Consider the following 26,092-nt stretch of genomic DNA (forward strand, 5'->3'; position numbering starts at 1 on the left):
TTTATATAAAATAAATTTAAACATCATTTTCCCCTAAAATAAGTCTAAGTACCATGTTAGCTTGGTGATTTGCTACTATATTTACTCTAGGTGCAAAAGGCGTGTAGCCTAGATCAATATCAGAGAATTCATCACCAGCTAGATAAAAATTATTTCGTATTTTTCTTGTTTTTATTGAGTTACTTGAAAAATATCCTGCCATACCAGAGCCAGCCACTATAGGTTTATCAGGCATTTTAAGCAAAGTAGTATTAACTAATGTAGCTTTACTTTGAGAATTATCAAAGGCTTCAACTATGATATCTACATCCTTAAATAATTGTTCTATATTAGTTTCATCCACAAATATATTTGTGCTTTCAAGCTCTATATCAGGATTAATATCATTCAATACTTCTTTTAAGGCTTCAGTTTTATACATTCCAATATGCCTTAAAAAGTATTGCTGCCTATTTAAATTGCTTTTATCCACTTTATCAAAATCAATAAGTACAAGTTTGCCTATACCTATTCTTGTTAAAGATACTGCCACATTTGAACCTAGACCACCAAGTCCAGCAATACCAACTACAGCATTTTTAAGTTTTTCAGAAATATTATCCACGGGTATCATGTTGATATTATCCATTTTAACCACCTCCCACAAAGCTTACTACTTCAATGATATCTGCCTTATAAAGTTTATGGTTTTCATAGTTTTCTTTTGGTATGATTTCATAATTTACTTCTATAACTACTTTTTCGGAAGATAGATTTAAATGAGTAAGTAGGGTAGTTATAGTTATGCCATTTTCAAAGATCATTTCAGTGCCATTTATAATCATGATTTACCTCCTAAAAAGAATATTATGGAAATAAAAAATACAAGCCCATAGAGAGCTTGCAATAAAAATACAAATCCGCTCCCTACGTTGGAATTACCCAAATCAGGTTATGAGGGTCAGAGATAACATCTCTTTCTCAGCTTATGAAGGCACATTTTTCATGTGACAAGTAAGCTCCCCTTGCTTTAGGCATTTCCATAAAATAACTAGTGGTAATCACTTGTTATTTTATGGAAATGACTAATTATTAAATTTTAAATATAAACTAAAAAAAGCTTTACCATATGGTAAAGCTTTTTACAAGGAAATACTATAAAGACTAATTATAATAATCATCGCAAATAACTTTCCTACGGTAGTTTTAGCTACATCAGGTTCAGAGAGTTAGGTTAATATAAACCTTCTCAGCCAAATTGGCACCCCTAGTTAATTATATTTATTTTTCATGTGAACAATAACCAAAATATTACTTTGTGTTCATTATAGTACTGAAATATTATTCTGTAAAGGTTTTTTTGTAGCTTATTATTTTACAGATGCCACGTGGGTGGCACCTTTGTTTTATTTCATATGTTAGTTAGTTTTCTTCGATTACATCATTTATTTTTGTTAAAGGAAGTTTAATTGTAAAAATAGTTCCCTTGCCAACTTCAGTTTTCACATCAAGCTCACCTTTGTGTTTGTTTACAATTATGTCGTGAGATATACTAAGGCCTAAACCAGTTCCTTTTCCTACGTCCTTTGTAGTGAAAAAAGGATTGAAAATTTTATTTAATAAATCTTTTTTTATTCCTGGTCCATTATCTTCAATAGAAGTATATATATAATTATCATCGCAAGTAGTTTTAATAGTAATATTGCCCTTTTGCTCTTTGTTATACTCTTTAATTGCTTGTATTGAGTTAATTATCAGATTTAATATTACTTGTTCAATTTGGCCCCTATTACAATATATATCTGGGGAGTCGCCATATATTTTTTCTATGGTTATGGAATATTTCCATTCATTTTTTATTACAAGAAGTGTTTCATCAACAATATCATTAACATTATAGTAATTATATTCATCTTCATTATCGGTTCTTGCAAAATTTCTTAGACTTTTAACAATTTTACTTACTTTCTGAATCCCATCTCTGGAATCATTCATTAGATCATCAATATCCTCAAGTATAAAATCGATATTTAATAAGCTTTCACTTTCTTTAACCTTATTTATATCATTTGTCAATTCTTCATTATGTGAATTTTTAGCTATATTATCTATTAAATCACGATATTCAACTAAAATAATTTTCAACGACTTAAGAAATTTACTTAGTGTTTCATGATTACTGGATATATAACCTAATGGATTATTTATTTCATGGGCAACACCTGCTGCAAGTTCACCTATGGCAGAGAGCTTTTCTTTTTGAATTAGTTGAAATTGCATTTCTTTTAATTTAAGTGTTGTGCTTTTTAATGAATTATTTTTTGCCTCAAGCATTTTAAAAGCATCCTTAAGAGCTAATTGGTTACTCTTTAATTTTATAGCAGCTTTTAATCTTGCTGCAAATTCTATAGCTTCAATAGGCTTATTAATAAACTCATTAGCACCTAGTTCAAAACTCTTCCTTAGGTATTCCTTATCAGTTAATGAAGTGAACATTATTATTATTATATCCCTATATTTAGGATTTGATCTTAAATGCTCTAATACTTCCAGACCAGTCATATTAGGCATAATAATATCCAACATAATAATATCAATTTCTTCAGAGTCTACTATTTTAAGAGCATTACTACCGGAAGTACACCCTTCAATTTCACAATTTATTTTATTCTCTTCAAAAGCTTTTTTTGCCTGTTCAATATTAAATTTTGAATCATCAACAATTAATATTTTCATAGTACCCTCCTATGATTATTTAAAATTTATCGCAATTAATAGTAAATATAATTTTTTTTTCGATTTTACTGTGAATAATTTTACCTTTTAAAATAGAACTTAATCCATTTAAAAAGTACGTTACAAGATTAATTTCTGTATTATCATATTCTTCTTTTTTACTTAAATCTAATATTATACTTATTGAGGATTCATTTAATAAGTTAACTGAAAATTCTTCTTCTTTAAAATTTCTTAATACATGACTAAATAATTCTTTTGATATATAAACTAATAAACTATAATTGCCATGGTATTTAAGTTCATCTATACATGTAATTTTATTGTTTTCGCTTAAAGTTTTATTAAGATCTTCAGTTAGTTGTGTTAAATTATAAGCTTGATATTTAGATGGTAATGTATTAAGGTAACCAAAATATATGTCGTATATAATTTTAATATAGTGTTCTATTTCATTAAAAGTAATATTAAGTTTTGCATTGTCAGTTATAATAAGGTTAATTATCTTGAACATTATATTATTGATATTTTTTATATTTTCAATGTCAATTTTATTATTTAGAACTGTATCAGTATTTGTTTTTAAAATACGGTTATATGCATGACTTTTGTCTTCTAAAAAGGTCTTTAATTGATCGCTAGCCTTTTTTAGATTATAATACTCTATGCCCTCTATTATTGCAGGGAGAAAATCTTCATCTACACTCCATGGTTTAGTTATAAATTTAAATACACCAACTCCATTTACTGTGGCAAGTATTTGTGCGAGCTGTGAATATCCAGATAAAACTATTCTTATAGTATCAGGATATTTTTCTTTTATGATTTTTAAAAGTTTTAATCCGTCCATTACAGGCATTCTCATATCTGTAACAATAACACTGATAGTGTTATTTTCCATAAATTCTAAAGCTTTTTCAGCACTAGTGGCAAAATAACTTTTAAAATTTTCAGTTATAACTGCTCTTTTAATTGAGCTTAATACTTTTAATTCATCATCTACAAAAAGTACATTGTTATACTCCATTCATGTCCACCTCATTTTTAATATGCTCAATAAATTCTTCAAACTCTGATTTTTCAATATTCAAACAACTAAAAGCATTATCATCTAAAATTGAGTAATTTTCTAAATTTAACAATTTGAGTGAATAGTAATCAGCAATATGAATAGTGCAAGTTAGTTCAAGATTTATCTTACTGGCATTTAAAGGGTTATGATGGTATAAGGCTGATTCTACAATAGAATCAGGGATACCCCACCAGTTTAAAAGATATGCACCAATTTCTTCATGAGATACGCCTAAGCGTTCCTTCTCAGCTTGACTAAATGGTATCTTCCTTTTAGTAATATCATTAAGTACATTCTCGTATTCTATAGGGAAATTTTTAAAGAGAATAATTTTTCCTATATCGTGCATAAGACCTGCTGATGCATCTTTATCTAGTAATTTTTTTTTGAGTAAATTTTTGTATATTTTAACCATGATTTGATTTGTCAAACTAGAATGGGCCCAAAGTGATTCTTTTTCTTTTAAGTTGGTAGGAATTAAATTGAAAATTTCTGACGTCAGAATTATATTTTTAATGTTTACCAAGCCTAAATTCATAATTGCTTTCTTAACTGCTCCTGTTTTTGCTCCAAAATAGGCACAATTAGCTACCTGTAGTATTTTACTTGAAATAGCAGGATCCTCTTGTATAGTTGATGAAATCTCTTCTATATCAGCATCTCTAGCTATAAGCTTATTCAAATTCATATATAATCCAGGCAAAGTAGGTAAGGTATCAAAGGAGTTTACAATATCTAATAAATTTTCATTTTTTAATAGTTCATGGGTCTTAAACATTTCATCGATAGCTATTTTAAACTTCTCATCCTCCCAAGGTTTTAAAAAATAGGCTCTTGCCAAGTTATTTTTTATAGCTCTAAATATCAAATTCTCTTCAGCATAACCACTTAATATTACCCTAATAGTTGAAGGATACAGTAACATGACTTTACTTAAAAGTTCATATCCATCCATCTCAGGCATTTTTAGATCTGAAACAATTAGAACTATAATATTTTTACTTAATATATCTAAAGCTTCTGCGCCACTTTCAGCGTAAAACACGGTATAATCGCTACCTAGAAACATTCGCCTAATAGCTTTTAAAATAGGTTTCTCATCATCTACAAATAAGATAGATTTATCCATATAATCACCTCTTGTTAGAATATTTGATATTTAGTACTTATATTAATTATCGGAATGTTTATATAATTCTTTAATTTTAAATTTTCAATCTATTTCTACAAAATGAGAAAATTTAGTTTCACTTGTCACGGGGGTGGCACATTTGCTATGATTACTTAATTGAGAGATTTTGTATGTTTCATGTGTATTACTATATGAGAGGTGTTTAAAGATGATAGATAAATTGGTTAATCGACTAAAAGAAAGAGATGACAGCGCTGTAGACGAGCTATATGATATGTACTTTGACAGAATATATTATTACATAAAAAGAATTTTGGGCCCGTTTGGAACAAAAGAGGATATTGAAGAATGTGTAAGTGATGTATTTTTAGCTTTATGGAAAGAAATTCATAAATTTGATAAGGAACGTGGTTCCTTTGATACCTATGTAAATGTAAAGACAAGGACAGTAGCACTTAATTTAAGAAGAAAACTTCAAAAACATACACAAAAGCATTTAAATGAGTCCACTTACCATATGGATACACCAGAGAAAGTATCAGTTAGCGTTGAAGAGGAAGTATTTGATAAAATCGCTGAAAATGATTTTTTAGAGGTGATTGATAAATTCAAGGAACCGGATAAGACATATTTTCACCTTAGATATTTCATGAATTATGAAATAAAACAAATAGCTAAGGAATTTAATACTACAGTTAGTTCTGTAGACAATAGGTTATATAGGTGCAGACTTTTGTTAAAGAAAATTAGATGTAAGGAGGTAGTGTGATATGAATGAAAAGGAGATATTTAATATAGTAGACAATATTTCTGAGGAAAATTTGAGTATGATAATGGGTAAAGCAGATATAAATATAATTATAGAAAATTCTGTTGGGAGTTATAAGGCTAAAGAAATAATTCGAGCAAAACTTCATGGAAAAATTAAGCAGGACAAAGAAGTGCGAGCTGTATCACAAGAAAATATTATTAATAATAAAGAAATAGTAAAGTTAGAGGATACTGAATCTCTCCTAAAAAGAGAATCTAAAAAAGGAAAAAGAGTAAAGGAAAATAAAGTCATTAATAACATAATAAAATCAGTAGTAGCAGCAATGTTCGTATTTGTAGTATCAGTTAATATCTTTCCGGATTTAGCACTAGCTTTAGTTAAAATACCAGGCTTAAACAAATTAATAGAAATAGTGACCTTTGATAAGGGATTTAAGAATGTAATTGATAATGGCAATATTCAATATGTAAATACTATTATAGAAGATAAGGGTGTGAAATTTACTGTAAACACAATAGCAGGGGATGATTTAAAGTTATGGATTGGCTATGAGCTTGAAGGTGAGGGTTCAATATTAGGGGAGATAAAATTTAAAAATAAAGCTGATGGTAAAGATCTTCCATGGATGGCTATATCACAAGATGAAAGCAAAAACTATATAGAAGTTAATATGGATAGTTTAGTTAAAGACTTCGAAATGAAAATAGATGTTTATAAAAATGATGTATCTTTTCATACACCACTTTCGCAGTTAGATGAAAAAGCTATAAGTGATGTGAAACAGCTTTTTGAAAAAAGTAAAATTACAACATTAAGTGTACCCATATCTTTAAATAATAAAATTTACAATAAAGACCTAAGGGTTTTGAATATACGAGGAAAAGAATTTAAAAGTGAAATCGGTATATTTAAGATTGAGAAATTGGAACTTTCTAAATCAAGGAGTAGAATTTATTTCAAATTGTTAAGTGAGGAAAATGAATTATTGGAGGTATTAGTGCCGAGGCTTGTTGATGGAGAGGGTAAGGATTATTCAAAAAGTTATAATGGTCTCACATGTAGTTCTGGAAATAATATGATTTGTGTAGAATTATCAGGTGGAATAAAGAGTGTAAAGGGATTGAGCTTTAAGTGTAATGGATTTAAATATATAAATAAGAAGGATAAGAATATTACTATAGATTTAAAAAATAAACAGATAGAGTATAATGTACCAAGAGGTTTTGATATGAAGGTGGTAGATTAAGGTGATAAAAGCTGTGAATTTAATATTCACAGCTTTTATTACAAAGTATATATAGTGTTATTTAATTATGAGAATTGTTAGTGAATCCATCAATACAAGTTACAAGCTCTCCTATTTCGGGTTTACTTAGTTGTGCATCTGCACCAACAGAGTTACCCTTATGTTTTAAATCACTAGTAATCAATGAAGAGAATAATATAACTGGCAATGTTTTAAGGATAATATGTTCTTTAATTTTTCTTGTTAGTGTATGGCCATCCATTTGAGGCATTTCAATATCAGTTATAAGTACGTTACAGTCTTCCATGAAATTTTCTTTTTTAAGTTCAACTAAATCAAGTAAATAATCTAAAGCTTGCTTTCCATCATCAAATATCTTTAAGTTATTAAATCCAGCCTTAAGAAGAGTATCTTTTAATAATCTTCTAATTAATGGAGAATCATCAGCCAGGACTAGTTTAACATTAGATCTATCTTTATAAGCTATGTCAATAATTTTATCCTCACTAATTCCTGTAGAAGGACTGATATCAGTAACTATTTTTTCGAAATCTAGAAGTAGTATTATTTTATTGCCTAAAACAATATTTCCTATAACTAGTGAATTAACAGATATGTCATCGGGCTTGGTTATTTGTTCCCATTTAATACGATGAACACCTACAATATTATCAATACTAAAGGCAACTTGAATTTTATTGAATTCGCATAGAATAATTTTTGCTTCGATTTCACTTTTATGCTGTTTTTCTAAAACATATTTTAAATCTATTAAGGTTATTATTTTATCTCTATACAGTGTAAGTCCTGCTACGGCAGGATGTGAATCAGGTAGTTTTGTTAAGTTATTTGCATGTATTACCTCTTTAACTTTTATAATATTAATTGCATAATGCTTATTATTTATGACAAATTCTAGTATTTCAACTTCACCAGTTCCAGATTCTAAGAGTATATTATTATTATTCATACTTTCCCTCACTTTCGAATGGTTATAAACATAGGATTTAATAAAAAAAATTTTTAATTGAATTATTTCGTAATTTTTTTTAAAGATATATATATTATATATGTCGAACAAAAACTTCACAACTTTACTTTTAAATATATGAATTATGATTTATTGGGTAAGTAGAATTTAAAAATAATAAAACAGAATATAAAAGTGAAATTTTTAAGTTAAATATGGTAAACTGTATAGTATGCAATAAAATATTAACGGCATTAGTAGAGGGTGAAGTTAAATGATATTAAATGGCGGATGGATAGAAACTACAGAAGGCATGCACACATTTATATTGTGGGGCGAGAACGGGCAGACTAAGTGTACAAGAAAAGGTAGAACACCAAAAGATGCACTTCCACTATATGAAGAAATGGCTTCAGTCCAAGAGTTGCGTAACAAACTAAATAATTCAGCACTAGAGATTAAATGTGGAAAATATAAATATGATGCAATAAAAAATAAGCTTCTTAAAAGGGAAATTAGAGGCATCACATTTAGTGATTTAGATTCATTTCATATAATTTTAAATATAGATAGAAACTGCGCGGATGGAATAGAATTGTCACAGGAATTAAAGTTTTGGATTACCGTTGCAAAATTTACAGCTGAGTTAATTATAAAGCATAAATATTTGCCTTCTTTAAGCATAGATAGGGTTCTTAAAAAAGTAAATTCTAGGTGGAGATGGCATACAAGTGATTCAGAGTATATTGATAAAAAAAAGGCACTATGTAGCAATATGCCCACAGAGTGTAAGGCTTATTTTCCTTTAGATAGTGAGGAATTTAAATATACAAATACAACTAAGCTTGTGAGTGATTTTATAGATTCTATGATTGATAGTATGGTGAGATTTAGTTGTAGCGAAATAAACACAGAGCATGATTACTTAAGAGAAGGTTTTATTAGCCTAGGAAGTACTTGGATACATTCTCTTTTTTCAAGATTTCCTGAAATACCTATTGATACAAGTGATCAGATTAAAATGCTAAATGAGTATAAAAAATGGATAGAACCATTAAAAATTAAAAAAAATAACTTTAAGTTCCGTACTTGTTTCAAAGTTATGCCACCAACTCGGGGTGAGGAGTGGACAATTGAATATTTGCTTCAAGCAAAAGATGATCTTAGTCTTATGCTACCAGCAAAAATGATTTTTGAAGAATCTTTAGATACCATAACCTATTTAAATAAAAAATTCAATAATCCCCAAGAACGACTTCTAGAGGATCTGGCAGTTGCATCAAAAGTATTTATTCCAATTGAAAGGAGTCTTTATGATGCAGTACCTGTAGAGTGCAAGATATCTACGGAGGAAGCATATTCATTTTTAAGAGAATCAGCCTACTTTTTAAAGGAAAAAGGCTTTGGGATTATTGCACCGTCTCGGTGGAAAAAGCCTTCAAAACTTTCAGTTAAATTAAAGGATAAAAATCATAGTACAAATACTAATTTAGCAACAAAGAGTACATTTAATATGGATACTATTCTTGAATATGATTGGAAGCTAGCCCTAGATGGAAATGCCATAAGTGAGAAAGAATTTGATAGGATTTCAAATTTAAAGGTTCCATTTATTCAGTTAAGAGGTGAGTGGGTACAAATTGATATACATCAAATTAAAACACTTTCCAAGATGAAAATGAACAAAAGTTTAAATGGAAAAATTCCTGTTGGAGAATTATTAAGACTTAATTTAAGTGATGAGGAAATAATTCCTGGAATTAGTGTTGATAATATAGACAATCAAGAAGCTGTGGGGCATTTTTTTGAAAAATTATTTAATCTTAACAGTATAGAGGAAGTTGATATTCCAAAGGGATTTAGTGGTACTCTAAGGGAATATCAAAAAAGAGGTTTTTACTGGTTAACTTTTTTGAGAGATCATGGTATAGGTGCTTGCCTTGCAGATGATATGGGCCTTGGAAAAACGGTACAAAGCATATGTCTTTTGCTTTATGAGCGGGAAAATAAGTTAACGGATAAGCCTACTTTGATAATATGTCCTACTTCTGTTGTGGGAAATTGGGAAAGGGAAATTGAAAAGTTTGCACCTGGACTTAAAACTGCAATCCATCACGGGAATAGTAGGTGGTCTTATGAAACTTTTAGCAAGGAAATACACAAAAATGAAGTTGTCATTACAACCTATGCGCTAATAGTAAGGGATAAGAATTTATTTCAAAAGGAAGAATGGGCAGGTATTATATTAGATGAAGCACAAAATATTAAGAATAGCGCATCCAAACAAACTCAGCATATAAAAGCCCTTAAAGCAGAATATAAGGTGGCATTAACAGGAACGCCAGTTGAAAATAGACTTTCAGATTTATGGTCTATTATGGACTTTTTAAATAGTGGTTATTTGTACAATTGGTCAACCTTTAGACGTGAATTTGCAGTTCCTATTGAGAGGCAGGGGGATCCTGAAAAAAGTAGTAAACTAAGGAAAATAATTTCCCCTTTTGTACTACGTAGACTTAAAACTGATGCAAATATTATTAAAGATTTACCGGAAAAAATTGAAACTAAGGAATATGCACCACTAACAAAGGAACAGGCTACATTATATCAAGCAGTAGTAAATGATTGTTTAAATAAAATTGATAGCTCTGAAGGTATACAGAGGCGAGGCTTAATTATTGCATCTCTAACAAAGTTTAAGCAAATTTGCAACCATCCTGTACAGTTTTTAAAGGACAATGGTGAAATTGAAGGTCGCTCTGGAAAACTTGAAAGGCTACTGGAAATGCTAGAAGTTGTTATAGAAGAAGGCGATAGGTCACTGGTATTTACGCAGTTTGCAGAAATGGGACACATTTTGCAATTAGAAGTGGAGAAAAAACTCCATGTAAAGACATTATTTTTACATGGAGGGACTAGTAGAAAGAAAAGAGAAGAATTGATAAATATTTTTCAAGATGACACAGCGGAACCTATGGTGTTTGTATTATCTTTAAAGGCTGGAGGCCTTGGGTTAAATCTTACAAAAGCTAATCATGTTTTTCATTTCGATAGATGGTGGAATCCTGCTGTAGAAAATCAAGCAACAGATAGAGCCTTTAGAATAGGCCAAGTTAAGAATGTTCATGTGCATAAATTCATATGTATGGGAACCTTAGAGGAAAAAATAGATGAGATGCTAGAACGGAAACAGGCACTTGCTGAAAGTATAGTTTCCACAAATGAGAACTGGATATCAGAAATGAACAATGATGAACTTAGAGAACTATTTATATTAGATCATGACAACATAGTTGATAGTTAACAATTGACAGATAGCAGATAAAGTGGATTAATAATGCATACCTAGATATGGTAAGGAGAGGTAGCCCTATGACCGGAAGAATAAGAAACGAATTTGGGATTAATTGGTGGTCTAAAAAGTGGAATAATGCAATTTCAAGCTTTACTATAAGTTCTAGAATTGATAAAGGGCGTGAATACGCAAGGGCTGGCAATGTACTAAGTATGGAAGTTTTAAAGGGCGAAATAATTGCAGAAGTTCAGGGTGGTAGACTAACACCATATACAGTAAATATGGAGATTGATATTTTCTCAAAAGAGCAGTGGAAAAACATTATGAATATTATGGCGCAAAAGGCTATATTTTGTGCCATGATTTTAAATGGAGAAATGCCTGAAAATATAGAGGAAGCTTTTAAAGAAGCGGGAGTTTCGCTTTTTCCTAAAAAACAAATACATTTAATAACTCATTGTTCATGCCCTGATGCTGCAAATCCATGTAAACATATAGCTGCTGTTCATTATCTGCTTGGGCTTGAATTTGATAAAGACCCCTTTGTGATTTTAAAACTGAGAGGCATGGATAAAGAAGAATTCTTAAAAGCCTTGAGAATTTTAAGAAGTGGGAATGAAAGTGATGTAATTAAAACAAAAGTAAAAAAACAGCTTAAGTCAAAAAAAACTATTGTGGATTTAAAAAGAGAATTTGAGAATTCAAATGGAATAGATGAAGAGGTATTAAATATGTCTTTTTCTTATGTATCACCTGAAGTTGTGCATGGTGTTATAAAAACATTGGGTATTCCAGACTTTTGCACTAGTGAAGATGAATTTGGATATAAAATGAGGAAGGCCTATAGTAATGCTGAAGAGGAGACTAGAAAATATATAGATGGAAAGTGAAAAACTTAGATATAAATAAGTCTTCAAATATATCTGAATATTTTTAAAATTCGCATTGTAATATAAGTAATTATGGTATATAATTACTTTGTTGGCAACAACTAATATTAAGAAGGAGGTCGTGACCATGCTTACAAATAAGAGATTTACATTAGAAAGTATGAACTTTGCAGTAAAATTTAATGAACTATATAAACACGATCTTGGTACAAATTTTTAATATTAATTAATTTTGTTATTTATATTAATTATCTAAGCCGAGGAATATGTATTTACGGCTTTTTTTATTAGTCTTTAAGAGAACTTTTATTTAAAAATACAAGTACTCTTAACATCTAATTATATCTTTAAAAAGCCGTAGAATATATATATATTCTACGGCTTTTTAATTTTTATAGTAATAAATTTTGCTGTATTAAAAAGAAGGAGTGGTTTGAAAATGATTAAAACACACAATTACAGAAAATTTAGGGGCTGGAATTTTAATTTTCACACTTGAGTTTTTGAAAAATGTACTAAAACTATATTAAAAGGTGGAAAATGCACAAGTAGTAATATCCACTGTAATGGGTCACAAGGAGGGGATTTATATTAAGAAACTTTTAAGTCTAACCAAGGGAAATAGATTATTATACTTTGCAGCAATACTCTCTATAGCAGCAGCTACATTTATAGCTATGCTAGAGCCTATGATTATAAAAGTAACAATAGATTCAGTAATAGGAAATAAACCACTGGATGTCCCGAAAGCTATAGAAAAGCTGGTAATGATGGTAGGTGGAACAAGGGTGCTTTTTAGAAATTTATGGATATGTTCTTTGAGTCTTGTAACATTGACCTGTGTACGCGGTGTTTTCCTATTTTTGAGAGGGAAACTTTCCGCGCAGGCAGCTGAAAACATTGCTAGGAATATGAGAGTTAAGCTTTATGATCATATTCAGAATTTGCCTTATGAATACCATGTAAAAGCGGAATCTGGAGACTTAATTCAAAGATGTACTTCAGATGTGGACACCGTTAGAAAATTCTTTGCGACGCAAATGGTGGAAATAGGAAGAGCATTTTTTATAGTAACCTTTGCAATTATAATGATGTTGTCACTTAATAAAAAAATGACGGTTATAGCAATGGTTATAGTACCAATTATATTTATATTTTCATATGTATTTTTTTATAAAATTAAAAATACCTTTGAAAAAGCTGATGCACAAGAGGGTGCTTTAACATCAGTGCTTCAAGAGAATCTAAGTGGAGTTAGAGTTGTAAAAGCTTTTGGAAGACAAAACTTTGAAATCGAAAAATATGAAAAAGAAAATATGAAATATAGGGATTTGAATTTTAAATTAGTAAAACTGCTTTCAACTTATTGGTCTACATCAGATGTCCTTTGTATGACTCAAATTGGTCTGGTTTTAATATCAGGCATATATTTTGCAGTTAATGGAGAAATAAGTTTGGGTACTTTGGTTGTATTTAACACTTATGAAGGAATGTTGTTATGGCCTGTAAGACAACTGGGTAGAATACTTTCCGATATGGGAAAGATGTCAGTTTCTCTTGAGAGGATAACAAATATTCTTGATGTGCCAGTGGAGCAGGAATATGGGAAAGCACTAAAGCCCCAGGTTAAAGGAGAAATAAGCTTTGAAAATGTAAACTTTGAATACGAGCAAGACAATGAAATTTTAAAAGATATAAGTTTTACAGTAAAGAGAGGCGAAACAGTGGCTATTGTTGGACCAACAGGTTCAGGTAAATCCTCCCTGGTGCATCTTTTATTAAGACTTTATGACTATGATAGTGGTTCGATAAAAATTGATGGAGTAGAGCTTAAAGATATTGAAAGAAAGCATATGAGAAATAATGTTGGAATAGTGCTTCAAGAACCCTTCCTCTATGCAAGAACTATAAAGGAAAACATCAAAATGGCAAAGATAGATTCAAAAGATGCAGAAATCCACAATGCAGCAAACGTAGCTGCTGTGCATAATGTTATAACTTCCTTTGAAAAGGGGTATGACACCATCGTTGGAGAAAAGGGTGTTACCTTATCAGGAGGACAAAGACAAAGAGTTGCAATAGCAAGAACACTTATAAAAGATATGCCCATATTGATATTTGATGATTCATTAAGTGCGGTGGATGCTGAAACGGATAGAGTTATAAGGGGAGAACTTAAAAAGAAAAGTAAAGGCAGTACTACCTTCATAATCTCTCATAGAATTTCAACAGTTATGGCTGCAGATAAAATTATAGTTTTAAACCATGGAAAGATTGAAAGCATAGGAACCCATGCAATGCTTATTAAAAAAGATGGTATCTATAAAAGAATATGGGAAATACAGACATCATTAGATGCTTTAGATGATGAAAAGCAGGTATGCAATGAGTAAAAGGGAAGTGATATTATGTCTAAAATAGATGAAAATAAATTAGTAGAAAATAAATCAGCGCAAAAGATAGATATAGGTATATGGAGAAGACTCTTTAAGTATCTTACAGAATTTAAAAAGGGACTTGTATTTTTGGCTTTTTTAATGGTAGGCGTAGCAGGTATAGACGTGGTAATGCCACTCCTCACAAGGTATGCCATTGATAATTTTATAATGAAGAAAACTACAAATGGGCTTACCACCTTTGCAATAGTTTACTTTTGTATAATTGTTTTTCAAGCATTAAATGTAAGACTATTTATAATAAATGCAGGTAAGATTGAGACACACTTGGCTTATCATATAAGAAAGCTGGGTTTTAAAAGGCTTCAACAGTTATCTTTTTCATATTATGATAACTCCTCAGTGGGATGGCTTATGGCAAGAATGACCTCGGATGTAGCAAGGCTTAGTGAAATAATATCCTGGGGACTCATTGATATGGTATGGGCACTAGTTATGATGACTGGATTTATAGGAGTAATGCTTTATAATAATGTACGTTTGACGCTTATATGTATGAGTGTTGTACCACCATTATTTTTAATAGGAATGTTTTTTCAAAAGAAAATCTTGAAATCTTATAGAAAAGTGAGAAAATTAAATTCACAATTAACTGCAGATTTTAGTGAGGAGATATCTGGGGCTAAAACTACTAAAACTATTGTTCGTGAAGAGGAAAATCTAAGTGAATTTGTGGAAGATGCAGGTAATATGAGGAATTCTGCTGTAAAAGCAGCTATGTTTTCTGCTCTATTTCTTCCAATTGTTATATCCATGGGAAGCCTTGGAGCAGGTTTTGTTTTGTGGATAGGAGGGAAAAGTGTTATATCAGGACCACTATCCTATGGTACTTTTGTAATGTTTATTGCTTATACAATACAGTTTTTTGACCCTGTAAGTCAGCTGGCAGGAACTATTGCAGAACTTCAGAATGCTCAAGCATCTGCAGAAAGAATAATAACATTAATAGAAACTGAGCCGGATATATGGGACACGAAAGATGTAATTGAAAAATACGGAGATTTATTCAATCCCAAAATAGAAAACTTTGAACCAATACATGGAGATATTGAATTTAAAGATGTATGTTTTTCCTATGAAAACGGAGAAAAAGTGTTTCAAAACTTTAACCTAAAAGTGAAAAAAGGTGACACTATAGCACTAGTTGGAGAAACAGGTTCTGGAAAAAGTACCCTAGTTAATTTACTTTGTAGATTTTATGAGCCAAGTAGTGGAGAAATATTAATTGATGGAATAGATTATAGAGAAAGATCACTATTGTGGCTTCAATCCAATATTGGCTATGTGCTTCAAAGCCCACATCTATTTAGTGGGAATATTAGAGATAATATTATGTATGGAAAGCTAGATGCCACATTGGATCAAATTGAAAATGCAGCAAAGCTTGTAAATGCTCATAGTTTTATAAGTAAACTAGAAAAAGGCTACGATTCAGAAGTTGGTGAAGGTGGCGGCAATCTGTCCACAGGAGAGAAACAGCTTATCTCCTTTGCTAGAGCTATCGTAGCAGACCCAGCGTTATTTGTTCTTGATGAAGCTACCTCTTCTATAGATACTGAGACAGAAAGAATGATACAAAATGCCATAGAAAAAGTTCTCTCAGATAGAACTAGCTTTGTGGTTGCTCATAGACTTTCGACTATCGTGTCTGCAGATAAAATTCTTGTTATAAGACATGGAAAGATAACAGAATCAGGAACTCACAGAGAACTGCTAAGAAAAAAAGGCTATTATTATACCCTATATACAAATCAATTGCTTGAGGATAAGGAAATGGAAAGCAAAGCTGTGGTTTCCTAGGGAAGTGATGGTAGAATTCAAATGGCAAGTTCGTAATTAAATTAGAGCTAAAACTTATTTTAAATTAATAAAATAAGTTTTAGCTCTTTTTATCTTTAATATCCCAAGGGTGTCTGGATTTTAGTTAATTCATCTTTAGGCATTTGTAATACAACATTTTTACCATCCCATTTAAGGTCTAAACAATAAAGATCTCCCTTGAAAAATACTTTATTAATCCATGAATGCTGTAGATTAACCACAGATATATGAACATTAGGATTTTTAATATCATCAATTATAAATTTTTCGTTATTAAGGTTTTCTTTAAAGGGTACAAAGATTAATGAGTTCGAATTCAAAGTAAGAGCACCAAAGGTTGGACCATTAAACTTTTTAAGATTACATATTACAGTGATTGCTTTAGTGATTTTTTTATTAGAATTAAATTCACCATTTTTCTTATCATAGAATTGCGCAATGAATTTTCGGTTTTCTTTATGAAGTAACTTAGGAGTAATGAAAGAAATAGGGATAAGCAAAAATGAAAGTAATATAGAAATTAGTAGATAGCGATGCTGGAGGTAGCAATGCTGAATGTAGCAATATGAAATCCAAAGTATTTCTTGGATAATAAATAATTTAAACCATAAATGCTTGAAGTAGTTATTAAGAAAAGGTTCGATTTTATTTTGTGAGATTCTGATATTCATGTGAAATCATCCTTTCTCTTATAAATAATATTTCTTTCGCAATGGCAAATATTTAAACTGAGGGGCTAAATTAATGCCAGCCTATTCTAGGCGAAGCTTACATTAACTCTTTCCTAATATCTACGGATTTTAAACTATCTAATGGACTAAAATCATCTATAGGATTTTTTTCTAATTGTAATACTTTTAGGTGGGTCATATTACTTAAAGGTCTTATATCTTTGATTTTATTTGCTCCTAAGTGCAAATTTGTTAAACTGGATAACTTATTTAGACTGCTAATATCTTCAATTTCATTAATTGATAATCTTAATGTCTTTATATTGGGAAGAGTAGATAGGGGGTATACATCTTTTATCTTATTGTCAATAGCATCTAAATACTCTAATTTAGTTAGTTTGCTTAATGGACTTATATTTGTTAATTCTTTAATTGAAGATATATCTAAATATTCTAAATTTAATAACTTGCTTAATGGTGATATATCTGCTAATTCTAGATTTGATGATAAATCTAGATGTTTTAATTTTGATAACTTGCTTAAGGGTGATATATCGGTAATATCATTTCTTGCAAGTGATACAGTTTCTAAATTTTTAAAATATTCTATTCCATTTAAATCGGTGATTTTATATTGTATAGCTGAACGGAATGAATCGGATATTTTTCCGGAACTAGCTTGTAACTTTTTTATATTTTCTAAGTCTTTCTTAAAAATATGTCCCTTAGGCTTATGGATAGTCATTCTCACTAGCTTTTCAAAATTTTTATTTTCAAATTTTAGTACATTATTGTTTAGGTATGTTTTGTACTGAAAAATCGAGAATAATCCTACAATAATAAGAAAAACTAAAACAATTTTAATATATGTTTTGCTTAGTAAATTGGATTTAATCACATGGATCTACCCCCTTAGATATTTACTGTTAATGAAATATATTACTTTTATTAACATGCCTAATTATAACATAAATAATTACATAAATAAGTCTAAAAAAATAGGAAAGTAGGTTGTAACCCACGTGGTAAGTTTAAAAGATAGTTGACAATACACATATAATGTAATAAAATAACATTAGATAGATTTTGTTAAAATAAAAGAATGAGGTGCTTTATGAGCGTGTTAGTATCAAAATAGATTAAATTTTATAATTAAATAAATCTTTGAAAAAGGGTATAGTATACCTTTATTTGTCATGGGTTTATTTGGTAAAATCTATTAAGATACAATTCCACAAAGTACCGTTATAGTAAGAAGAGATAGATTGATCTATCTTTTATGAAGTTACGTATTTTTAGCTGTGGTAGTATCCACGGCTTTTTTTATTTTGCAGATAAATAAAAGTGTTTGCAAAATTAATTAACCATTCTAAAGAGAGAGTGGTAATGAAATCTATCTAGGGAGTAGTATCTTCATAGAACAAAAAGGTTGATATGAGGAGAGATAAAAATGAATATAAATACTTTTAATAAATTGCAATATAATGAGTTAAAGGAAATAGTAAAGTCTTATTGTGTGAGTGGACTCGGAAAAAATCTAATAGATAGGCTAGAGCCAAGCACCAGTTTAAAAGTTGTGGAGAGTAGGCTGAGCGAAACTAGCGAGGGAAGGGCATTGTTAGATACGGCTCTGCACATTCCATTAGAAGGAATATTTAATATAAAAAATATTATTGATAATATAGAAAAAGGGGCAATATTAGAGCCGGAAGAGTTAACAAAACTTTGTAACTTTTTAAGAGGCTGTAGAAAAATTAAAGATTTTATGAAGGGAAAAGAGTTTTATGCCCCTACTTTAAGCAGTTATGGGGATTCAATTACAGAATTTAAATCCATAGAGGAAGAAATTGAATTTTCTATAAGAGGTAGCTTAGTAGATTCAAATGCCAGTAAGGAGCTTAAAAAAATCAGAAGATATATAGAAAATGCAGAAAGTAAAATACAAGAACAGTTAGACAAGTTTTTAAAAAACAGTACGAACAAAACTTATATACAAGAATTTTTTGTAAGCAAGAGAAATGGTAGATATACAATTCCTATAAAGGCAGCCTTTAAAAATCATGTGCAAGGGACAATTGTAGAAACTTCATCTAAAGGATCTACGGTATTTATAGAGCCTAGTGTTATATCAAAAAATACAGCAGAGTTGGTAGTATTAAAATCTGAGGAGGCCATGGAAGAATATAAAATATTATCGCATTTAACTGGATTAGTATTTGATAACTCAAAGGAAATTAAAATCAATATAGAAGTAATCGCAGTGTATGATATGATTTTTGCTAAGGCTAAATATAGTAGAGCCATAGAGGGAATAAAGCCTAAAATTAATGATTATGGATATATAAACATTGTTGGCGGCAAGCACCCACTATTAAAAGGAAATATAGTACCACTAGACTTTAACATTGGCACAAATTATAGGGCATTAATAATAACAGGACCTAATGCTGGTGGTAAAACTGTGGTGCTAAAAACTGTTGGTCTCTTAACAATAGCTGTACAATCAGGGCTTCATATTGCAGCTAAAGATGGTACTGAAATATCTGTATTTGAAAAGATATTTGTAGATATTGGAGATGATCAAAGCATAGAAAATTCCTTAAGCACATTTTCTTCACACGTAAAAAATTTAGCAGAGATAATTAATAGTAGCAATAGATCTTCTTTAATATTATGTGATGAGATAGGAAGTGGAACTGAGCCCAATGAAGGGGCTGGTCTTGCTATTGCAATACTAGAAGAGCTTTATCATAAAGGGTGCATAATAATGGCCACCACTCATTATGGGGAAATTAAAAACTTTTCTAAAAGGCATAGCGACTTTGAAAATGCAGCAATGCAGTTTGAAAACAATACATTGGAGCCACTGTACAAGCTAATTATAGGTAAATCAGGAGAGAGTAATGCGCTTTGGATTTCTAAGAAAATGGGCATAAGGGATTCTATTCTTGAAAAAGCAAAAAAGTATGCAGAGGATAAGAATTACAATTTAGATTTAGTAAGAGATAGTAAGGTGAAAAAGAAAAAAGATGAAGAAGACATTATTAACAGCAAAACTTATGATTATAAAATAGGTGATAGGGTGCTGCTTATGGAGTATATGGACTTTGCCATAGTTTATAAACCAATGGATAGCTTTAATAATATAACAGTGTTATATAAAGATGACTTCCTAGAGGTTAATGAAAAAAGATTAAAATTAGAGCTAAAGGCTGAGGATTTGTACCCAGAGGATTATGATTTTAATATATTATTTATGGATTATGAAAAGCGAAAATTAGAAAGAGACCTTGAGAGAGGATCTAAGAAGGCGTTGAAAAAGATTCAAAAGGAAATAAGCAGTAGTAGGGTAAACTAAAAAAAGTAGGGTGTCATCCACAGGGCAAGTTGCAGATGGATGGCACCCTACTTTTTTATTCTGAATTTTATCCAAGTTCTAATGTGCATCCTGTGTTATATTCAAAAGTTTCTTTGATTTTGAAGAAGATATCCTCATCTATATTCTCACACTTTAAAATAACTTTTAAAGCAGCACCATTAAAGGCAGGATTCTTTTTTAAGTTCACCTTATTTTCATCGCATAGCTGCACTGCTAAATTTATAATAGCGTTTTGATTAACAGAAGTTGCTATGTTTATATTCCAGGCTATTTCTTTTGATAGAGCTTCAAATTTATGAAGATATTTTCTACCAATAATTGGTGAAATAAAAGTAAGTTCTATAAATTTACCAATATGGTTATGCTTTATACTTTTTTTATAAGGTTTAAATTCTTCATACATAAAAGCATCATCAATAAGCTGAAAAGCTACATTTTGCTCTAAAGGAGCTTTGTTGTGTTCATTGAATATAGCATCACTCTCAGTTGACATAGAATTTGATAAGGCATTACTTTCACTTTGAATTACCAAATTTACACCAGTGAGGTTCTTGAATTCCTCTAATTCGGTAGAGATTTCAAAAGATGATTTTAGTGCTACTACTATCTTATTTTCATTAAGATGACAGGAAATTTTTTTTATATCAGCATTTTTTAATAAGCTTTTTATAAGATTATCAGAAGACTGTAAATTCATTTGCTCATTTATTTCAAATTTCCATCCTGTTTTTTCTTCAAGTTCTTTAATAGTTTTATGGATAGAGTTATCTACTGATTTAGGAAAGTCAAAATATAAAATTGCTACTCTTTCTTCTTGATTTAAACCTAGTTTTTTATATTTAAAGGCACTTAAACACTCCAAAGCTAGGGCAGTTATTTCGTTGGCCTTTAATGTTTTAGGCTCTAAATCCAACCTTACGTCTTCGGAAGTTCTAGCTTTAAATAAGAAAAGCCGTCTTAAATCACTTTCAAAATAAGGGGAATCTAAAAGTTGAAATCTAAAGTTGTCAACTTCTGAGACTTTAAGAACTTTTGAACCACCCCATATGAAAGTTAATTCCTCGATAGTAAAAAATTTATCCCTATATTTTTCGTAAACAAAACTCCATAGTAATTTAATATTTTCTTTATTTAGAGGTTCCTTTGACTTCATCACAAAAGGAATTTGTTTGATTAACTGTTTTCTTGGAATTTTAATTTCTATGTCAAAGCATTCTCCAGATTTAGGCGCGAAAAGTTTTCCTCTAATATCTTTTGCAGCTTCATTTGCAAAGGTATTAATAACTTCACTATCACCATGGACTAAAAACACATTATCAGGAGCTAGTTTTGCTATGAGAGCTTGGATTTCACTTTTATCTCCATGAGCGGATAGGCCTACTCTTTCCACTCTGCATTTCACGGGAATGATTTTACCATTTATTTCGAGAGTTCTATCCTCTTTGTTAGTTTCTAATAAATTTAAAAGTTTTCTTCCGGGAGATTCTTCATCTTGATAGCCTGTTATAACTATATAGCCATTGTCCATAGCAGCAATTTTTTCAGCATAGAACTGGCTAGGACCTCCTGTAAGCATACCAGAACTAGATATTATAATGCAGCTTTCTTTAGAATCAAGCAGGGTTTCTCTTTGCTTTTTATTTTTTACTGGTATAATATTATCATCATAAAAAGGCTCCACGCCTCTTAAAACCTTTTTGCCTAAAGTGTTTTTAAGGTAAAGGGGATTGAACTTGTAAACTCTATTAATGTCTTTTACCATACCATCTATGTAGATATTAACTTTTTTTAATTTCTTAGAATTCATAGCTTTTTTAAGTATAAGTATAACTTCCTGCGCACGACCTAAGGCAAAAGCTGGAATTATCATTTTTCCGCTGTTGCGAGTACAATCATTAACAATATCTATAAGGCGATCTTCCTCAATTTCTCTATTTGAATGTAGTTTATCCGCATAAGTGCATTCGAAAATACCAATATCAGGTCTTAGTCTAGGGATTTTTGCACCTTCTACTGACTTTTGAGAAAATAATGAAAAATCACCGCTATAAAATAATGAGCCTTCACTACCTTGCAAATATATACAGCTTGCGCCTGCTATATGGCCAGCATTATAGAAGGTGAGCTTTAAATTATCAAGAATTTCAAAGGGCACTTCATAATTTACAGTAAAGATTCTATTTAACATATTTTCTACATCTACCTCGGCATATAGTGGAATTTCAGCATCTCTGTTATTCATTATTTTAAGACTATCATATAGCAATACTCTCACTAAATCTTTAGTCATATTATTCATATATATCCTGGCACTAGGATATTCTTTGCTTATCATAGGCAAACTGCCGATATGGTCCAAATGGGCGTGACTAATTATAATAGCATCTACTCCACCCATTTCTTGTATTGTTCTGAAATCAGGTAAGGGATCTTTAGAAGCACTTTGACGTATGCCAGAATCCATTAATATATTTTTATTGTCAATTTCAAATAAAATGCAACTAGCACCGATTTCATAGGCTCCACCTAAAAAAGATAGTTTCATATTAAGTCACTTCCTCTTGTATAGATAATTATTTATTTTTGAAAATTTCTACTAATATTTTTTATAAGATAACATATATCGTGTCCAAAGGCTATTAAAACTGCCCTCTGTTAATATTATCCTGCGCATTTTGCATTGTCAAGTAGTTAAATATTTTATCAATGGTGTCACCTGTGTAATAAAAATGCTGCTGAAAGATATTAACATCTTTCAGCAGCATTTAGTGGTTATTCTAGACTATAGGATATTACTTATTAGCTTTTACAAATAATAGTTTATATGTTTGAATCAGAATTAGAGGCATAAGTGATAGTCCGTATACTATAGCACGTTGGTTTATTGTTAGTGCAGCTACCTCAAAAACTCCCATAAGTGGCTTGAAACTTAAAACAAATTCTAAAAGTAAATACCCGAGTATGGTGGCAATCCACAAATATTTATTTGAGAAAACTCCTATTCTAAATATGGATTCCTGTGACCTAGAGTTAAATCCATGGAGCAGTCTTGAAAAACACAGTGTTGCAAATGCCATTGTGCTGGAGGTGGTGGTATCGCCGGTTGATAATCCTATATGGAATGCTGTCATTGTACCTAGTGCAATAATTAATCCTTCAATTAATACTTCTATTGAAAAGGATTTATTTAATATAGGTGAGTTTATATCTCTAGGTTTTTCATTCATTATATTTTTATTATGAGGTTCAAGTCCTATTGCAATGGCTGGAAGACTATCTGTAACCAGGTTGATAAATAGAAGATGAACTGGTGCAAAAGGCATTGGGAGCGCTGCAAGTGAAGTATAAAGAACTGAAATCACAGCTGCGGTATTTCCAGATAATAAAAACTTAATTGAATTTTTTATGTTTGAGTATATACTTCTTCCATTGGAAATTGCCTTTACAATGGTTGAAAAATTATCATCCATAAGTACTATAGAAGCAGCATCTTTAGCAACCTCAGTACCTGTTATTCCCATAGCGATACCAATATCTGCTTGTTTTAGTGCAGGGGCATCATTTACGCCATCACCGGTCATTGCGACGATATTTCCTCTTTCCTGCCATGCTCTTACTATTCTTATCTTGTGCTCAGGGGATACTCTTGCATATACAGAAATATGTTCTACTTTAGTTTTAAGCTCTTCATCGCTTAAGGAGTCAATTTCGTAGCCTTCTATAGCAACAGATTCATTAGTTAATATACCAATTTGCTTCGCTATGGCAGAGGCGGTTATCTTATGATCTCCAGTTATCATTACTGGCTTAATTCCAGACCTTATACAGTCTGCAACTGCTGTAGCAGATTCTATTCTTGGAGGGTCCATCATGGAAATTAGACCTACAAATATTAAGTCATTTTCATCGTCGGTACCTATTGTTTTTCCATTTTCTATTTCTTTATAAGCAAAGGCTAAAACTCTGAGTCCACTTTCGGAAAACTCCTTATTTATTCTTTCAATCTCTTTTTTATCATTCTCGGTTAGTTTTTTAACTCCACTTGATGTAACAATACTTATAGATCGTAATAAAAGTACATCAAGCGCACCCTTGGTTATCATAAAGGTTTTGTCTTCAAGTTTATTTGATGTACTCATTAGCTTTCTATCAGAATCAAAGGGTACTTCAGAAACTCTTGGATAGTCTTTTCTGATATCTAGCTCGTCTAAATTATATACTTCACCTAGGTTTACAAGTGCAACCTCAGTGGGATCTCCAATCTCTTTGTCTTTAACAGTTATAGCATCATTACATAATAGTGCCATTAGTACAAGATTCTTTTCCAAAAGCTTATCATGGTCAAGTTCATCATGAGACAGTACTTTTTCATCAACATATATTTTTTGTACAGTCATTTTATTCTGTGTTAGCGTTCCAGTTTTGTCTGAGCATATTACTGAAATACTCCCTAGGCTTTCAACTGCATGAAGTTTTCTTACAACAGCATTTTCACGAGACATCTTTTGTGTTCCAATGGCAAGAACTATTGTTACTATTGAACTTAATGCTTCAGGTATTGCAGCAACAGCAAGAGATACAGCAAACATGAAGGAATCAATAATTGCATAGCCTCTGAATACATTAAGAATAAAAATAAGGGCTGATATTGCAAGTATAACAAAGGCAAGCTTTTTACCGAAATTGTCCAAGTTAACTTGTAATGGAGTCTTCTTTTCCTTTGCAGTATCTAAAAGGTTAGCTATTTTACCTAGCTCTGTTTCCATTCCAATAGATGTAACTAAAATTAAAGCTCTTCCATAGGTTACAAAGCTTCCGGAAAACACCATATTTTTTTTATCACCGATTGCTACATTATCTTCATTTATTATATCAGTTGTCTTTAAAACACTTTCAGACTCACCTGTTAATGAACTTTCATTTATCTGAAGACTGTAGTTTTCAATTATTCGTCCATCGGCACTTACATAGTCGCCTGCATCTAAATATAAGATATCGGAGGTCAACAATTCTCTTGAAGGGATTTCTAGTTTTTCTCCATTTCTTAAAACCTTGGCTGTAGGAGAGGACAGGGCCTTAAGACTTTTTAAAGATTGTTCTGCTTTAACATGCTGAACAGTTCCAAGAATAGCATTTATAACAACAACTACAATTATAACAAGTGTACTCTCAAACTTACCAAGGAAGGCTGATATAAGAGCGGCACCTAAAAGTATTACTACTAAAAAGTCCTTAAACTGTTCTAGGAATACCTGTAGGTTACTTTTTCTAGCGCCTTCAGTTAATTCATTAAAGCCCTGCTTTTCTCTTCGTTTTTTTATTTCAAGATCATTTAGTCCTTTGTCACTAACTCCCAGAGTTCTCATCGCCTCTTCTGATGTTTGTTTATAAAACATGTTCATTAATATTCCCCCTCGTAATGGTTATTTTTATGGTGTCAATTCCTTTAGTATAGATAAAACTTATTGATTATAATAACAGGGTAAAATAAAAAGGCTCTACAGTTGGCATAAATACCAACCGTAGAGTCTTACTAAACTTTAGAAGTTATCAAAGCCGGGATTTAATCCGTGGTGACGACTTTGATTCTGCTTAAAAAAGCAGGAAGTTACTCCCTCTACATATATTATTTTGAAATCCGTACATAATCTCTATATTTAATATATTAATGTG

The 26,092-nt window shown here is 30.8% G+C and carries 17 protein-coding genes and 2 riboswitches; of the genes, 7 read left to right on the plus strand and 10 right to left on the minus strand.

Annotated features, from left to right (window positions below; genetic code table 11):
* Positions 1-16: 16 nt before the first annotated feature.
* The 5 genes from thiF to G9F71_RS06580 all read right to left on the minus strand — a co-directional run bounded on the left by thiF (position 17) and on the right by G9F71_RS06580 (position 4,916).
* Positions 17-628, minus strand: a complete 612-nt coding sequence (thiF, locus tag G9F71_RS06560) for a sulfur carrier protein ThiS adenylyltransferase ThiF (RefSeq protein WP_164945408.1) — start codon at positions 626-628, stop codon at positions 17-19.
* Between the two features lies 1 nt (position 629).
* The gene (gene thiS / locus G9F71_RS06565; RefSeq protein ID WP_125003440.1) at positions 630-824 is read right to left on the minus strand and encodes a sulfur carrier protein ThiS; all 195 of its coding nucleotides are present in this window, start codon (positions 822-824) and stop codon (positions 630-632) included.
* A gap of 60 nt (positions 825-884) precedes the next feature.
* Positions 885-1,015: riboswitch (TPP riboswitch) on the minus strand.
* A 139-nt stretch (positions 1,016-1,154) separates the two neighbouring features.
* A riboswitch (TPP riboswitch) is annotated at positions 1,155-1,258 on the minus strand.
* Positions 1,259-1,401: 143 nt separating this feature from the next.
* Complete coding sequence (locus G9F71_RS06570) at positions 1,402-2,715, minus strand: ATP-binding protein (protein WP_164951226.1); 1,314 nt, start codon at positions 2,713-2,715, stop codon at positions 1,402-1,404.
* 19 nt (positions 2,716-2,734) lie between these two features.
* On the minus strand, positions 2,735-3,742 hold the full coding sequence (locus G9F71_RS06575) for a response regulator (RefSeq protein WP_164951227.1): 1,008 nt from the start codon (positions 3,740-3,742) through the stop codon (positions 2,735-2,737).
* On the minus strand, positions 3,732-4,916 hold the full coding sequence (locus tag G9F71_RS06580; protein ID WP_164951228.1) for a response regulator: 1,185 nt from the start codon (positions 4,914-4,916) through the stop codon (positions 3,732-3,734). Before G9F71_RS06580 ends, G9F71_RS06575 begins: the two co-directional genes overlap by 11 nt.
* 211 nt (positions 4,917-5,127) lie before the next feature.
* On the opposite strand from G9F71_RS06580, the gene G9F71_RS06585 reads away from it, so the two are divergent.
* Positions 5,128-5,688 (plus strand): sigma-70 family RNA polymerase sigma factor, encoded by a 561-nt coding sequence (locus G9F71_RS06585; RefSeq protein ID WP_164951229.1) that lies wholly within the window; start codon positions 5,128-5,130, stop codon positions 5,686-5,688.
* A 1-nt stretch (position 5,689) separates the two neighbouring features.
* Positions 5,690-6,937 (plus strand): DUF4179 domain-containing protein, encoded by a 1,248-nt coding sequence (locus G9F71_RS06590; RefSeq protein ID WP_164951230.1) that lies wholly within the window; start codon positions 5,690-5,692, stop codon positions 6,935-6,937.
* Between the two features lie 61 nt (positions 6,938-6,998).
* Here the strand turns inward: G9F71_RS06590 and G9F71_RS06595 are convergent, their stop codons facing one another.
* Positions 6,999-7,907: a chemotaxis protein gene (locus G9F71_RS06595; RefSeq protein ID WP_164951231.1), complete on the minus strand. Its 909-nt coding sequence runs from the start codon at positions 7,905-7,907 to the stop codon at positions 6,999-7,001.
* Between the two features lie 274 nt (positions 7,908-8,181).
* Between G9F71_RS06595 and G9F71_RS06600 the strand changes: the two genes are divergently transcribed.
* The 4 genes from G9F71_RS06600 to G9F71_RS06615 all read left to right on the plus strand — a co-directional run bounded on the left by G9F71_RS06600 (position 8,182) and on the right by G9F71_RS06615 (position 16,348).
* A complete protein-coding gene (locus tag G9F71_RS06600) occupies positions 8,182-11,211 on the plus strand; it encodes a DEAD/DEAH box helicase (RefSeq protein ID WP_164951232.1) in 3,030 nt (1,009 codons plus the stop codon).
* A gap of 68 nt (positions 11,212-11,279) precedes the next feature.
* Positions 11,280-12,092, plus strand: a complete 813-nt coding sequence (locus G9F71_RS06605) for an SWIM zinc finger family protein (protein WP_164951233.1) — start codon at positions 11,280-11,282, stop codon at positions 12,090-12,092.
* Positions 12,093-12,625: 533 nt separating this feature from the next.
* The gene (locus tag G9F71_RS06610; protein ID WP_224626231.1) at positions 12,626-14,485 is read left to right on the plus strand and encodes an ABC transporter ATP-binding protein; all 1,860 of its coding nucleotides are present in this window, start codon (positions 12,626-12,628) and stop codon (positions 14,483-14,485) included.
* 15 nt (positions 14,486-14,500) lie between these two features.
* Positions 14,501-16,348 (plus strand): ABC transporter ATP-binding protein, encoded by a 1,848-nt coding sequence (locus tag G9F71_RS06615; RefSeq protein ID WP_164951234.1) that lies wholly within the window; start codon positions 14,501-14,503, stop codon positions 16,346-16,348.
* Positions 16,349-16,443: 95 nt separating this feature from the next.
* Here the strand turns inward: G9F71_RS06615 and G9F71_RS06620 are convergent, their stop codons facing one another.
* Positions 16,444-17,040, minus strand: coding sequence for a hypothetical protein (locus tag G9F71_RS06620; RefSeq protein WP_164951235.1), 597 nt, complete (start codon positions 17,038-17,040; stop codon positions 16,444-16,446).
* Positions 17,041-17,137: 97 nt separating this feature from the next.
* Positions 17,138-17,938: a leucine-rich repeat domain-containing protein gene (locus tag G9F71_RS06625; protein ID WP_164951236.1), complete on the minus strand. Its 801-nt coding sequence runs from the start codon at positions 17,936-17,938 to the stop codon at positions 17,138-17,140.
* A gap of 552 nt (positions 17,939-18,490) precedes the next feature.
* Here G9F71_RS06625 and G9F71_RS06630 point away from each other — a divergent pair.
* Complete coding sequence (locus G9F71_RS06630) at positions 18,491-20,398, plus strand: endonuclease MutS2 (protein WP_164951237.1); 1,908 nt, start codon at positions 18,491-18,493, stop codon at positions 20,396-20,398.
* Positions 20,399-20,465: 67 nt separating this feature from the next.
* Here G9F71_RS06630 and G9F71_RS06635 read toward each other — a convergent pair whose 3' ends face one another.
* Both G9F71_RS06635 and G9F71_RS06640 read right to left on the minus strand, forming a co-directional pair.
* Positions 20,466-22,964 (minus strand): MBL fold metallo-hydrolase, encoded by a 2,499-nt coding sequence (locus G9F71_RS06635; RefSeq protein WP_164951238.1) that lies wholly within the window; start codon positions 22,962-22,964, stop codon positions 20,466-20,468.
* Positions 22,965-23,211: 247 nt separating this feature from the next.
* Positions 23,212-25,821: a cation-translocating P-type ATPase gene (locus tag G9F71_RS06640; RefSeq protein ID WP_164951239.1), complete on the minus strand. Its 2,610-nt coding sequence runs from the start codon at positions 25,819-25,821 to the stop codon at positions 23,212-23,214.
* Between the last annotated feature and the right edge of the window lie 271 nt (positions 25,822-26,092).

Source organism: Clostridium sp. FP2 (assembly GCF_011065955.2).
Lineage (GTDB): Bacteria > Bacillota > Clostridia > Clostridiales > Clostridiaceae > Clostridium_AD > Clostridium_AD tagluense.